12 protein-coding genes and 1 tRNA gene are annotated in these 14,765 nt (G+C 40.3%); 10 read left to right on the forward strand and 3 right to left on the reverse strand.

What is annotated here, in order from left to right:
- Positions 1-372: 372 nt before the first annotated feature.
- Positions 373-870 carry an HNH endonuclease gene (locus tag GNF10_RS01865; protein WP_185584956.1) on the reverse strand — a complete coding sequence of 166 codons (498 nt, stop codon included), beginning with the start codon at positions 868-870 and terminating at the stop codon, positions 373-375.
- Between the two features lie 392 nt (positions 871-1,262).
- Between GNF10_RS01865 and alr the strand changes: the two genes are divergently transcribed.
- The 9 genes from alr to GNF10_RS01910 all read left to right on the forward strand — a co-directional run bounded on the left by alr (position 1,263) and on the right by GNF10_RS01910 (position 12,985).
- Positions 1,263-2,450 carry an alanine racemase gene (gene alr / locus GNF10_RS01870; RefSeq protein ID WP_185584955.1) on the forward strand — a complete coding sequence of 396 codons (1,188 nt, stop codon included), beginning with the start codon at positions 1,263-1,265 and terminating at the stop codon, positions 2,448-2,450.
- A gap of 115 nt (positions 2,451-2,565) precedes the next feature.
- Positions 2,566-2,647: transfer RNA gene (locus tag GNF10_RS01875), tRNA-Leu, on the forward strand.
- 912 nt (positions 2,648-3,559) lie between these two features.
- On the forward strand, positions 3,560-4,627 hold the full coding sequence (locus GNF10_RS01880) for a response regulator (RefSeq protein WP_185581770.1): 1,068 nt from the start codon (positions 3,560-3,562) through the stop codon (positions 4,625-4,627).
- 68 nt (positions 4,628-4,695) lie between these two features.
- Positions 4,696-5,073, forward strand: a complete 378-nt coding sequence (locus GNF10_RS01885) for a response regulator transcription factor (RefSeq protein WP_012411883.1) — start codon at positions 4,696-4,698, stop codon at positions 5,071-5,073.
- Between the two features lie 4 nt (positions 5,074-5,077).
- Positions 5,078-5,575: a chemotaxis protein CheW gene (locus tag GNF10_RS01890; protein WP_185581771.1), complete on the forward strand. Its 498-nt coding sequence runs from the start codon at positions 5,078-5,080 to the stop codon at positions 5,573-5,575.
- A gap of 60 nt (positions 5,576-5,635) precedes the next feature.
- Entirely contained in the window at positions 5,636-8,452 is a 2,817-nt protein-coding gene (locus GNF10_RS01895) for a methyl-accepting chemotaxis protein (RefSeq protein ID WP_185581772.1), read from the forward strand.
- A gap of 85 nt (positions 8,453-8,537) precedes the next feature.
- Positions 8,538-11,582, forward strand: coding sequence for a hybrid sensor histidine kinase/response regulator (locus tag GNF10_RS01900; protein WP_185581773.1), 3,045 nt, complete (start codon positions 8,538-8,540; stop codon positions 11,580-11,582).
- An 808-nt stretch (positions 11,583-12,390) separates the two neighbouring features.
- A complete protein-coding gene (locus tag GNF10_RS01905; protein WP_185581774.1) occupies positions 12,391-12,630 on the forward strand; it encodes a hypothetical protein in 240 nt (79 codons plus the stop codon).
- The gene (locus tag GNF10_RS01910; RefSeq protein ID WP_185592464.1) at positions 12,620-12,985 is read left to right on the forward strand and encodes a type II toxin-antitoxin system RelE/ParE family toxin; all 366 of its coding nucleotides are present in this window, start codon (positions 12,620-12,622) and stop codon (positions 12,983-12,985) included. The genes GNF10_RS01905 and GNF10_RS01910 overlap by 11 nt, the downstream gene beginning before the upstream one ends.
- Here the strand turns inward: GNF10_RS01910 and GNF10_RS01915 are convergent.
- Positions 12,973-13,140, reverse strand: a complete 168-nt coding sequence (locus tag GNF10_RS01915) for a hypothetical protein (protein ID WP_185592462.1) — start codon at positions 13,138-13,140, stop codon at positions 12,973-12,975. The genes GNF10_RS01910 and GNF10_RS01915 overlap by 13 nt on opposite strands.
- Before the next feature lie 171 nt (positions 13,141-13,311).
- On the opposite strand from GNF10_RS01915, the gene GNF10_RS01920 reads away from it, so the two are divergent.
- Entirely contained in the window at positions 13,312-14,208 is an 897-nt protein-coding gene (locus GNF10_RS01920) for a PEP-CTERM sorting domain-containing protein (RefSeq protein ID WP_185580257.1), read from the forward strand.
- A 304-nt stretch (positions 14,209-14,512) separates the two neighbouring features.
- Here the strand turns inward: GNF10_RS01920 and GNF10_RS37785 are convergent.
- A partial coding sequence (locus GNF10_RS37785) for a hypothetical protein (RefSeq protein ID WP_221644628.1) occupies positions 14,513-14,765 on the reverse strand: 253 nt, incomplete at its 5' end.

Below are 14,765 nucleotides of genomic sequence, written 5' to 3' on the forward strand. Positions count from 1 at the left end.
AGGATTTTTATCTAACTTAGGGTCTACTTTCTATCTTATACTTTAGGGTTAGTGTTTGATATTCAAATATTCTTATGCTCAATAATCTCATTTTTATGACTATTGAGCAATTAACAATTATTTTTGGTTAACAACGCCTGTTTGTATGGCCTTTGAAAATTCTGGAAATTCAGAATGGGGAGCAAAAGGGAAACCCCATACACAAGTGTAGAGGCTTGAGCGTTTCTCCATTGTGCCTGTCTACCAGACGTGATCGCTTCGTTGCAGATCGTATAACCAGCAACCTCTCAACACCCAACAACTAAAGTCGTTGAGTGTATCCCAAAGCAATAAGGTATTTCGTCTTTCTCCTTTGCTCCTTTATATTTTTGCTCAAAGACCTATAACATACTTTTGCCACTCTGTATGCAGTCCACTCTTAAGGTGTTTGCTGACCTCGAAATAGAGGCTGCTATAAGGTTGGCGGGGGGGATGACGTAAAGGCATGTGAGCTTCATGGGGAGTCCGACTGCCTTTTTTAACATTGCAACGGACACAAGCTGTCACAATGTTCTCCCAGCTATCACCCCCGCCGCGCGATCGCGGTATTACATGGTCTAGAGTCAACTCATCTCCTGTGTAACCACAGTATTGACAGGCATGACCATCACGGTGCAAGATATTTCGGCGAGTCAGAGGAATTTCTTTGTAAGGAACACGCACGTAATGACGCAATCGGATCACGGTCGGCAACGGAAAATCGGAGTACAAAAATTTACCGTTGTGTTCTACGCGTTCTGCTTTGCCCTTGATTAACAGAACCACAGCACGCCGCCAACTCGTTATATTGAGAGGTTCGTAAGATGCGTTTAAGACTAAAACCTTCCCCATTTATCTGCGCTCAGGGTATTAGCTTTACATAAATGTTAACACAAATACACCCTGCTAGGGAGATGAGAATAAATTATACTTTCGGCAGAATTCAGCAATTAATTTATGACTTAAAAGTTATGAGTGAAGAGTTTGCAGTTATAAGTAAAGCTTCATACTTTAGCTCAATATTTTTACGTAGGTTAATGCAAATAACACAGCAAAAAACCGAGCTATAACATTTACCTCTAACTCCCTATTCATAAATCTTAACTTTTAGTTTACTACTGCAACATCTTGTATCACTTCCAATATGAAGGTTAAACTTCCTAGTTAATCTGATCTCGCTTTTAGGAGCGTGTATAGATAGATAACTTGAAAGTTTAGCCGTGGTGGGATAGGAGTCAGTAGAAATGTTAAGTGGCAAACAAATCCCTGGTGTGGTTCCTAACCAGCAGTGCGATACCTACGCGTGGTTTTCGCAACGAGCTTGGGTAGAAATTGATTTGGGGGCGTTGTCGTACAACGTACAGCAATTGGTGAAGTTTTTATCGCCGCGTACCCAGTTGATGGCAGTAGTAAAAGCTGATGCTTATGGACATGGTGCGGTGACAGTTGCCCAAACTGTAATTCAATCGGGAGCTAGTTGGCTGGGAGTCGCTACAGTTCCAGAAGCTATTCAATTGCGAGAAGGCGGGATTGAAGCGCCCATTTTGATTTTAGGAGCAACTCATACACCAGAGCAGATTCATGCGATCGCACAATGGAAACTTCAGCCCACACTTTGTAGCCCTAAACAAGCTTTGGTATTTTCCAATATCCTGGAATCCATGAATCATGGTTCGCCAGTGCCCGTACACATCAAATTAGATACGGGTATGTCTAGGTTAGGAACTAATTGGCAGCAAGCTGGTGAATTTGTGCAATTAGTGCAGCGCTTACCACATCTATCTATTGCCAGTATTTATTCTCATTTGGCAACAGCAGACGATCCTGATACAACGGCAATGGAAGAACAGCATAGACGATTTGAGGAAGCGATCGCTCAAATAAAAGCAATGGGAATTGAAGTGCCTTGCTTGCACTTGGCAAACTCAGCCGCCGCACTTACAAATCCGGCATTGCATTACGATATTGTGCGTGTAGGTTTAGCAGTTTACGGACTCTACCCAGCGCCGCATTTACAAAATGCGATCAATCTCAAGCCCGTTTTGCAACTTAAAGCACGAGTCACCCAAGTTAAAACAATTGCCGCAGGAACTGCTGTCAGTTACGGGCATAAATTTATTGCCCCGCGTGAACTTCGCCTCGCTGTTGTCGGAATTGGCTATGCTGACGGTGTTCCTCGCAGTCTTTCTAACAAAATGCAGGTGTTAATTCGCGGTCAGAGAGTGTCGCAAATCGGCACAATTACAATGGATCAGTTGATGTTGGATGTAAGTGCCATACCCAATATCCAAGAAGGAGAAGTAGTCACCTTACTAGGGGAACAGGGAAAAGAACAAATTTCCGCAGACGATTGGGCAGAACAACTAAACACTATTTCATGGGAAATTCTCTGTGGGTTTAAGCATCGTCTGCCTCGTGTTGCGGTCATGTAATTGGGCATTGGGCATGGGGCATGGGGCATGGAAGAGACTTGTTCAATAATTTCCCCTTGTCCCCCTTATTCCCTATTCCCAAAAATAATTTCTTATGGTATGATAATAAACTGATGCGGATATGGCGAAATTGGCAGACGCGCTAGATTTAGGTTCTAGTTCCGAAAGGAGTGAAGGTTCAAGTCCTTTTATCCGCATTTTTAATAAATTGAATTGCCTTATATAGGCTGGTAGTTATATTGTGCAGTGACTAATTTTTTTGTTGGTGACAGATTATTGTCATTGAGACAAACACCTTAATCACGCCATAAATGAAATATAAATCATCATTTTTAATTGGTATCTGCCTAGTTTTGCTTTTCAACTTAGTATTTTCTAATATTTCCTCAGCACAAATTGCAGATCCCATTCCTGATTTTCCTGTGAAACAAAATTATTGATAGCGCAGATATATATCATCGAAAGTTCTCACCATGACGTAGTTATAGAATAGAAAACTACTAATCCTGCTGCTAATACTTTTTCTGGGACTTTTCGAGAAATTCTGCTGATCAGGCTTTTGCAGCATCTACCGAGGTATGAACAGTGAAATAAGACATACTATTATCTCTGTTCATGAAACTAAAATATATAAAAAAATCAATTTATTATTATCAATAAACCAGTATTATTACTGTGGTCAAGCTGAAGCAACTCGATACAAAGTGGCTTCATCTAGCGTTTAGCTCCTTCAAAAATAGAGCTTACTTCAGTGTAAATACATAAATTAAAATATATCATTATCTACAAAATCAGTATTATTCCTGTGGTCAGATGGGGGCTACTCAATGGAAAGTGGCTTCATCTAGTCTTGACATTTTTATGTCTTATTCTCGCAAGATGTTTATCAATCTCAGTAACAGTAAGTAAATTAATAACGATTTATGAATTTACTAAGATTTACTCATCTGAAAATAACGCTACTTTCGTTGAGTTTTACCACAAGCCTAGATATAAACTGATGTACTTTAAAATACAAAAGTTTGATGCTTTTTAGCTGATTTCAAATGTGGAATAACTCTATACGAATTTAGCTTACACGTATCGAATTTAGCTGAAGTAAAAGCAAAATGAGCACAACTCCTATAGGTAGCTACAGGTTGTTCCAGAAACTACATCCACTATCTCTGTTGGCACAATTAACCAGCCGCCATGCTACAGGGTGCTTAAGCATATTTACTGGAATAGTTTCTTGGTCAATTTATCTAGAGGACGGTAAACTTACTTATGCCTCCTATTCAGATAAACTGTTTGAGCGGCTTGACAGTCACTTGCGACGCTTAAGCCAGCAGATTCCTGCTCTCAACAGCGCCACTCGCGTGCAAATGCGGTTGATGTTCGAGACGAAGAATGAACATCAATCAATACCCAATGCGGATTACCAAGCTATTTGTTGGTTAGTCAATCAGGACTATATTACTGCTGTACAAGCAGCAAGCCTGATAGACGAATTGGCAAAAGAAGTACTGGAATCATTCTTGTGTTTAAAAGAAGGTAGCTATGAATTCAGCCCGGAAAGCTCTTTGGATGAACTACCAAAGTTCTGTCGCCTGGATTTACGGTTACTTGTTGAACACTGTCAAAGACAGTTAAGAAATCGGCAAAATATCCAGTCATCAATTCCGTCTGGTACAGGTTCTCAAGTTTTATCTAAAATACAACCATCTCAAATCCAGCCACCACTACAAATAAAACTTGGGCAAAAGTTGCCGATATCAATCAACTTTGATACTCCTGAAAATAATAAAACTAATCAGCTACCTACTGCCAAAAAGCTATATACAATTGCCTGCATTGATGATAGCCAAACAGTTTTAAATTCTATTAAACACTTTTTGGATGAAAATACATTTTCTGTTGTCATGATCAACGATCCGGTGAAGGCTTTAATGCAAATTTTGCGGAGTAAGCCTGATCTAATTTTACTAGATGTTGAGATGCCGAGCTTAGATGGTTATGAGCTATGTTCCTTATTACGAAAACATTCAGCTTTTAAACACACACCTATCATTATGGTGACTGGTAGAACAGGATTTATCGACAGGGCAAAAGCGAAAATGGTTAGGTCGTCAGGATATTTGACTAAGCCTTTTACACAATCAGAATTGCTAAGAATGGTTTTTAAACATCTTGGTTAATTTTAGTAGCAATCAATAACTATAAGCAAATTTAATCGCCTTAAGTTATTTTTTAGGAGATTTATATAGTGAGTCTGACTTTACTTGGCACAATTTTGATTGTAGAAGATTCTCCCAGTGAATTGGAACTAATGAGCCATTATCTCAAAGAGAGTGGTTACAACGTAATTAAAGCAAGTGGTGCAAAAGAGGGTTTAGAAAAAGCTGTGTTAGAAAAACCAGATGCGATCGTTACTGATGTAGTAATGCCAGAGATGAGCGGATTTGAATTGTGTCGTTCTCTGAGAAGAAATCCGATTACTGCAAAAGTGCCGATTGTGATTTGTAGTTCTAAAAACCAAGAAATTGACCGTTTATGGGCAATGAGACAAGGTGCAGATGCCTACATAACTAAACCTTACACCCGTGAACATCTCCTACGTACTATTAAATCAGTGGTAATTTGAATCAATGACTACTACAAACATTACACTTCCTTTAAAACCAACTCAAAATAATTTAACAGATAGTTATCTGAAGTTTCAGCTAAATCAACAGACTGCTGCTGTTTTATCAATGAAGCATACGCAAGAAGCAATTCTTGTGCCTATTGAATCAGTAACCTCAATGCCTAATATGCCCACCTGCATATTAGGATTAATGAATTGGCGGAGTCGGATAATTTGGGTAGTTGATTTGCCAAGAATGCTCAATTTAGAATCTCTAGATTATCGACTGCGGCAATACAGTACGATCGTTATTCAAGTGGAATCATTGGTGTTAGGTTTAGTTGTGCAAGAAATCAAAGGTACAACTAAGTTCATTGCTGATGAGATTCATTCTCCTATAGGACAAGTGGCATCCAGTTTAGTTCCTTATTTATGTGGTTGCGTTGTCCAACAAGAAGAAATCTTGCTGGTATTAGATGCACAGGCAATTGGGCAGTCTTCTATTCTCCGCAGTGATTAAAATGTACTACTAAAAAGGATTTTTAGTGTTCTTATTCACATAGTTAGGAGAAGTACTTTTATGTTTAATAAAACCAACACGAATCAAGGTAGCAGCGCTCAAAATAGAGCATCGCTGATTTCATCCCAAAAAATAACTAGTAGTGTGATAAAACTACCAAATAAGAATACTAACGGAATTGCTAATAATTCTTCGCTAAATCAGGCTTTTGCATTTTTTACAAAACTCGGATTGGCTAAGAAGGCGACTATTTTAGCGATCGCAATCGGTACAATACCAGTATTGGGCATTGGTGCGATCGCTTTTACTTTTGCGAACAAGTCCATTACTAAGCAAATTACCCAGTCTCAACAAGCTGAAGCAACAGGGTTAAGTGATAAAATTAACCGCTTTATGCTGGGACGTTACGGGGATATTCAGGTAATATCAAGTTTACCTTTCTTGACAAGTTCCCAAACTCGTACTCAAGATAAGCAAGCAGTTTTAGATCGAATTGTCGAAGTCTACAAAGCTTATGACAGCGTGGCTGTTTTTGATCGTCAAGGTAACTTGATTGTCCAATCCACAGGCGAACCTCTAGATAATCAAAAAGACCTTGCCTACTTTCAAGACGTTTTACAAAAAGATACTCCTGTCATCAGTAAATCGGAAGCAGTAAAAAATACTGGTGTAGTGAGTATTTATATAGCTGCACCTGTGAAAGAGAAAAGGACGGGCCAAACTATTGGCGTGGTAAGAGCGCGGCTGCCTGTGACATCCTTAGAAGAAGTCATCAAAAACTACGTAGCCAATGGACAACAATACCAGTTGCTTGATGCTTCGGGAACAGTTTTCTTGAGTCCCCAAAAGGGATTATTGGGGAAAGAGGCAAAGGGAGAGTATGCTAATTTACCTAAACTGCTGACAGCAAACAAGGTAGATAGTTTTATAGATGTTCCCAAAACTGACAAAAGACAAAAATTAGTCAGCTACGTACCAGCCACCAAGCTAGATGGCTTACCTGATTTAAACTGGCAAGTACTTTTGTCCACAGATACTGCAACTGTATTTGAGCCGCAAAGACAGTTATTGTGGACTATAGCGATTGGTACAGCACTGACAGCATTGATTGTAGGTGCGATCGCATCTTGGTTAGCTAAACTTACTACACTGCCAATTCTGACTGCAACTGCGGCATTAGCAAAGCTTGGTCAAGGTAAATTCAATACCCGTGTGGAAATCGAAAGAGAAGACGAATTAGGAGTATTGAGTGCAAATATCAACCTGATGGCCGAACAATTGCAGGTGTTAGTTAAAGAACAAGAAGTAGACGTTGAAGGGGCAAAATTACTAGCAGATATTACCCTACGAATTCGGAAAAGTCTGAAAACGGAAGATATTTATCACGCAGCAGTGAAAGAAGTTCGCCAAGTCCTAAAAACAGACCGGGTAATAATTTATAGTCTAAATTCAGATAATCGGGATGGCGTTGTTGTTGCGGAATCGGTAACTGGTAATTGGCCGGAAATGCTCGGAGTAAAAATCGACGATCCTTATTTTCGGGAGCGTTATATAGAAACCGAGCGCGATGGACAGGTGCAAGCAGTTGCAAATATTCATCAAGACCAAAGTCTGAAAAATGCCAACAGTTACATTCAACTATTAGAAAAATTTGCGGTCAAAGGTAATTTGGTTGTACCAATTCTTGTCCAAGAGCAACTTTTAGGCTTATTAATTGCTCATCATTGCGAAACTGCCCGTGTTTGGCAACAGCCGGAAATTGACTTATTTCAACAGATAGCAACTCAAGTCGGCTATGCCTTAGAACAAGCCAAGTTATTAGAGAAGATAGAACAAGTTAGAAATACTGGAATCACCGATTCTGACGATGAACGGCATCAAAAAGAAACACTGCAACAACAACTTTTAGAACTACTCAACGACGTAGAAGGTGCAGCTAGAGGCGACTTGACAGTACGTGCAGACGTGACGGCTGGAGAAATTGGCACTGTTGCCGACTTTTTCAACTCAATTGTCGAAAGTCTCCGCGATATTGTTACCCAAGTTCAAAAAGCTGCCACCCACGTTAATACTGCCATTGGTTCTAACGAAGGAGCAATGCGCCATTTAGCAGAAGAAGCACTTACGCAAGCTGCCGAAATCAACCGCACCCTAGATGCTGTTGACCAAATGACCCAATCCATGAAAGCTGTAGCCGAAAGCGCCGAAAAAGCTGCTTTCGTTGCCAATCATGCGGCTAACACCGCTACTAAGAGTGGACACGCGATGGATTTGACAGTACAAAATATCCTGTCTTTACGGGAAACTGTGGGTGAAACTGCTAAGAAAGTGAAACGTTTGGGAGAATCTTCGCAACAAATTTCCCGTGTAGTTTCCTTGATTAATCAAATCGCCATTCAAACTAACTTACTAGCCATTAACGCCGGCATTGAAGCAGCGCGTGCAGGTGAAGAAGGTCAAGGTTTTGCCGTAGTTGCTGAAGAAGTCGGCGAATTAGCAGTCAGGAGTGCCGCAGCAACCCAAGAAATTGAACAAATTGTTGAAAATATTCAACGAGAAACCAGTGAAGTGGTTCAGGCGATGGAAATAGGCACTACCCAAGTGGTGGAAGGAACTCTAATTGTGGAGGAGGCTAAACAAAGCCTGAGTGAAATTTTGGATGTATCGCGTCAAATTGACTCCTTAGTACAGTCGATTTCTACTGCAACTGCATCTCAAGTTGAAACATCACAAAGTGTTAGCCAATTGATGAAAGATATTGCTGCTATATCACAACGCACCAGCAATTCTTCTCGTCAAGTTTCCGAATCTCTACAACAAACCGTGGAGATTTCTCAACAGTTACAAGAGACTGTTGAGGCTTTCAAAGTTAGTTAGTGGTAATTTGTCAGTTGTTTGTTTTTCAATACTTACTACTGACAAATGACAAATGACAAATGACAAATGACTATTAACAAAAACCATGTTACAAGACAAAGAATTAGAAATCCAGATGCAGTTTCTGGAAGAAGCAACTGATTACTTAAATACCTTAGAAGGGGTATTGCTAGAAATTGATACTACTAACCGCATTGATTTAGAGAAAATAAATGCCGCACTCCGAGCCGCTCATTCTATTAAAGGTGGCGCGGGGATGATGGGATTTAAATCGCTAAGTCATTTATCTCATCGTTTGGAAGATTCTTTTAAAGTTTTAAAAACTAAAAAAAATTCCCTAGAAATTGACACCCAGTTACAAAGTTTATTGCTATCTGGAGTTGATTGGCTGCGTCAGATTGTCGAATTGTTGGCAGAAGGAAATGTTGTTGAAGATGCGTGGTTAGCAACTTTTTGTTACCCAGTTTTTGATGAGTTGCACGATCGCTTGGGCGACCCCACCCCGGAGGATGCCTCATCCATGCTATCCCCAGAGGATGGGCAAGATGTTATCCCCTTGCTATTTGCCACAGAAGTAGAAGAGTGTTTGCAGCGTTTAGAATCTATATTGGCAGATAGCGAACAGCCTGGTTTGCATGAAGAAATTGTGATCATGGCAGCGGAATTGGGCGGTTTGGGTGAAATGCTCCAGTTGGCAGCTTTTAGCAAGCTTTGTGAGTCAGTAACGCAGCAATTAGAAACGGTTAGCAGCGATCACATTCCCGAAATTGCCCAATTAGCATTGCAAGCATGGCGGCGATCGCAAGCTTTGGTGCTGACAAATCAATTAGATAACTTACCTACAGAACTTGATTTTGCTAGTTATACACAATCACCGCTACTATTACCAGCAGCAGAAGTAATACCACAGCTTCCCATCGCACACATAGATATTGTCGAGCCAGAAGCAGTGCCAACACCTGTTTGGCAGCCAGAAAACACTAGAGAAAATTGGACTAATGATGAAGCGTTGGCGCATCCTGGCGCAGGTATCGCTGCTAATTTTACATTTGTAGATGCAGAATTTGCAGATGATGTTAATTCTATCAATGTTACAGAACAAAATCCCATATTTGCTAGAGAAAATAATCCTGCCGATGCTAAATCTAACGAAGGAAAAGGAGAGTCAAACGGCGTTGTTAAAGATCGGGAAATTCATGAAAATAGCGTTCGAGTTCCCAGTAAACAACTAGAGCAAATTAATGATTTATTTGGCGAACTGATTGTTCAGCGAAATGGCTTAAACTCGCAACTAGAAAGATTACGCAAACTCGTTCGGAACCTGAACCAGCGAGTACAAGTTCTCGACCGAGAAAACCAGGACTTGCGTATAGCTTATGACAAAATTTCTACTCAAGCTGCTGGGCTACGGGTACAACCTGAAAATGGCCAGCAAACACAAGGCACAGACAGAGAATTTGATGCCTTAGAAATGGATCGCTATAACGATTTAAACCTGCGATCGCAGGAAGTTATGGAAACCATTGTTCAGGTACAGGAAGTTACAACTGATGTGCAACTCAGTGTAGATGATACAGACCAAATCGCTCGTAAAATCAACAAAACATCCAAACAGTTACAGACAAAGTTAAATCACATCCGAATGCGGCCACTGTCCGATTTGACCGAACGTTTTCCTAGAGCCTTGCGCGATTTAAATGTAGAGTATGGAAAAAATGTTCAGTTAAAAATTGAAGGCGGCAATACTTTAATTGAACGCAGCATTTTAGAAACATTAAACGAACCTTTAATGCATCTCTTAAGGAATGCTTTCGATCATGGTATTGAAGACTCTGGCACTCGTCGCCTTTTAGGTAAACCAGAACAAGGATTGATTGAAATTACAGCTAGTCACCGTAGTAATCGCACCCTGATTAGCATCCGTGATGATGGTTGGGGCATTTCTTTGGAGAAAATTCGCACCCGCGCCCTAGCGATGGGATTAGATGCTTCTCTACTCGCAAATGCTAGTGATGAAGAACTATTATCACTAATTTTTGAACCAGGTTTTACCACTTCTGAGCAAGTTACAGCATTATCTGGTCGAGGTGTCGGCATGGATGTAGTTCGTAACAACCTCAAACTAATTCGAGGAGATGTGAAAGTTGATACAGAACCAGGAGTTGGTACTACTTTCACCCTATCAGTACCATTTACACTTTCGGTTGCGCGAGTTCTGCTGGTAGAAATCAACAAAATGCTGTTGGCATTTCCCACAGATGTCATTTCAGAAATATTCTTACTCCAACAAGAGCGAGTTTTCCAAATGGCAGGTAGCGAAGTTCTAAATTGGCAAGGAACCATGCTGCCACTGATTCGCCTGACTCCTTATTTAGAGTTTAATTGTCTGCGCTACGATACCTCAGAATTAGAGACTCCGGCAGCAATTAATGCTAACAGCGTGTTAGTAGTCAAAGGCAATAATCAGCCAGTAGCAATCCAAATAGACCGTTGCTGGGGTGAACAAGAAGTTGCTATTCGCCAAGTTGAGGGAAATATACCTTTACCGGAAGGCTTCAGTAACTGCACAATTCTCGGTGATGGTCGAGTAGTGCCACTAGTTAATGTCAATGAATTGCTGTATTGGATTGCTACAAATCGCCGGACTCCTAAAGGTATTCAATTACCATCAGCAAGGTTAAAAACACCGTTCTTGATATTTGATGAGAACAAAATATCAGCATCTTCTGTTAAGCAGAAAGGCACAATTTTAATTGTAGATGACTCAATTAATGTTCGCCGCTTTTTAGCCTTGACCCTTGAAAAGGGAGGGTATCAAGTAGAGCAAGCTAAAGATGGTCAAGATGCTTTAGAAAAACTCCATAGTGGATTGAGAGTTGAAGCAGTAATTTGTGATATTGAAATGCCTCGTCTTGATGGTTATGGCTTTTTAGGTAAGGTGAATTCAGATGTTGATACAAAAAATATTCCAGTTGCGATGCTGACTTCTCGTAGCAGCAATAAACATCGGCAACTAGCGATGCAATTGGGGGCGCGGGCTTACTTTTCTAAACCTTATAACGAGCAAGAGTTATTGCAAACGCTGGAGGAAATAATTCGTAATGTGGGAGAGAAGGCAGCATCTAATTAATAATTCATAACTTGAAACAAGAATGCGAAAAACAGACTATTTGTAGAGACGCGATGAATCGCGTCTTTACCCAAGGATGTATTGCAATCATTAATTGAATTGGTATTAGTATCCTTGCGATTAGAAATCGCGGCTACACAGACAAAATCCGCACTTCTCTACGAGACGCTGCGCGTAGCTTGCTTCCACGAAGTGGTACGACAAGCTCAGTGACCACCTGCGCGGGTTAAAAGACTGAATTTATATCACAATACGCTGTTTCTATCAAGCTTGGCATCAGCATAATATTGCTACTCGTGCGATGCAAAGCTTAAAGAAAATCCTCTTCACAAGAATAATTTAAGTATTTTTGCAGTAGCTACGTTACAAAGAAAGTTTCCGCGACGCAACGGCTTGTCAATTTGTTACCAAAACAGAAGCGGGCGTTAAGAATAAAGTTGTTGTCGTCACCAAAACTTGTCCGTTTGTTCACAACACAAGTTGTTTCGTTCAGAACGCTTATGCGTTGTTACAGAAAACTTGTCTGTTCGTTCACAACACAAGTTGTTTTGTCCAGAATGCTTATCCGTTGTTACAGAAAACTTGTGCGCTCGTCCACAACACAAGTTGTTTCGTCCAGAATGCTTGTGTTTTTGTGACAAAACTTATGTCTTCGTTCACAACGCTTAAACAAAACTTATCAATTAAGTTGTTTCGTTAAGAACGCTTATCTATTTGTGACAACGCTTATGCGATCGTTACTATAGCTTAAGCAAAACTTATATATACAAGTTCTATACTATTAACAGCACAACTCAGATTCACGACAATGAAAGCAATTGAAGTCAAGGGAACCGTGAACGAATTGGGTCAAATTTCTTTAGACAAGCCGTTGACTATAGCAAAACACAGTCGCGTTCGAGTCATTGTCCTAATCACAGAAGAGAATGGAGAAGATGATGAGCTTGTCGAGTCTGCCGGTGAAAGTTTTCGTCAAGGTTGGTACGATGCGATGACCGGAAATACTATACCTGTATCTCAACTGTGGGAAGGTATTGATGCAGAGTGAACCACCTTTGATTCAAGTCGAAGCCACTGCTAAATTTAAACGTAATCTGCGTATCTTAGCCAAAAAGTACCAGAATATTAGTAATGATATTCAACCAATAATAGAACAACTGCAATCAGGAGAATTACCAGGAGACAAGATACCCGGAGTTGGATATACAATTTTTAAGCTACGGATCAAAAATAGTGATGTTCAAAAAGGTAAAAGTGGTGGATATCGAGTAATTTATTATTTAAAAACAGATACAAATATTATTTTAGTAACCATATACTCAAAATCTGAACAAGAAGACATCTCAGCAGAAGAAATTCAACAAATATTAACTGACTTTAAGCAGCAACATCAAGAAGAATAGGCGATCGCTATTTGCTGTCTTTTAGGATAGCAAATAGCGATGTCTACGATGAACACTGAGCTTGCCGTACCGCTTCGTGGAAACAAGCTCAGTGGAGCGTCTGGTAGACAAGTGCGGGCTACGCCTACGCACAATTTTGCTGCATATTGAACCATTTATAGCGATATGGGCAATATTTCACAGCTTTCTGAAAATTATTCAATTATATTTTAAATCTGCGAATTATCAAAACCGCTTGGCAAATTAAATTTAAACATTATGATGTATCTATGTAATTGTACAAGTTATTCTTTTATTCCTTTAAAAATTAATACCAGGAGTTTTAAGTGGCAAAAAACAATAGAAAAAAAGTTGTCGCTCAAGCTATTTCCACAGCCTTCGCCTTGGGTTTGGTGATAATGCAAGTGGAATCAGCCGAAGCTGCGACTTTAACGGTTAATAATCTTGATGACAGTGGCGTTGGCTCGTTGCGAGACGCTATCAACATTGCAAGTAGCAATGACGTGGTAGAGTTCTTATTGGGTAGTAATCCCAGTACAATTACCCTGACAAGTGGGGCACTTGCGATCGCAAAGAATCTTACTATCAATGGCCCAGGTGCTAATTTACTTACCATCAGTGGCAATAATCAATTCCCCGTGTTTGATATTACCGCCGCCGATGTTACACTTTCCGGGCTTGCGATTGCTGGTGATATCAATGGTTACAATTCTAGTAACATAACGTTTATCAATAGTACTGTTAGCAGTGACGATGTAAAGATAAATAACAGTACTGGTAACGTAACATTTATCAATAGCACTATCAACGGCAACAATAGTGTGGAGATCAATGCTAATAGTGTAGAGATCAATGCTAGTGGACTGACTGTCATTAATGATAGTAACGTAACGGTTCCAACTAACAACGGCACTGCTGGGCAAATCAATTTTGGCGGCAATATTTCAGTAATAGGAGGCAGCATTACCGTTGACAATTCTGGGCAAATCAACGGTGGTGGAAATAATTCAGGAGCAGGAGGCAGCATTACTGTTGACAATTCTGGGCAAATCAACGGTGGCGGCAATAATTCAGGAGCAGGAGGCAGTATAACTATTACAGGCGGGAACCTTACACTGACAACAGTACCCGAACCAAGTGCGATCGCTGGTGTTATACTTGCTGGTGGTCTGGCTTGGTTAGCGAAGAGAAAGCAAACCCCACTTTGCAAAGCAAAAGTATAATGACATCTTAAAGTACTGGTTAGCAAAGATTCTCAATGAGACTTTTCATACATGACTATTAGGGTATACTTCTGAGTCTGTAATTGAAAAACGCAGCAATTAATAATAAATCAGCAAATAGTTTAAGAGGATGTTTGAAAAGTCCTCTTCTTGGTAGCAAAACGTTTTAGATCCCCCTAAATCCCCCTTAAAAAGGGGGACTTTGATTCCGGTTCCCCCCTTTTTTAAGGGGGGTTAGGGGGGATCAATAAATGCCTAAAATCACAGCCAACCACTTTTCAAACAACCTCTAAAAATGTGGAGATTAACTTGTGTCAACCTCCACAAAATTTTGTTTGATGATTGCTGTAAATACTAAATCAACGAAGGCAGAAGGCAGGAGGCAGGAGGCAGAAGGGAAACCTCTCCCATAAAGGGAAGAGGTATGAAACGGACGAATATGTTCTCGTGCTACGCATCGCACTTCGTGCCGCAACGCTTTCGCAAAGAATGTTTTTAATTTTTCGCCCACAAGAAGCGAGGTTTGTACCTTTTCTTCCTTCTGCCCTCTGCCCTCT

It is taken from the genome of Nostoc sp. UCD121 (assembly GCF_014222285.1).
In the GTDB taxonomy this organism is placed as follows: Bacteria; Cyanobacteriota; Cyanobacteriia; order Cyanobacteriales; family Nostocaceae; genus Nostoc.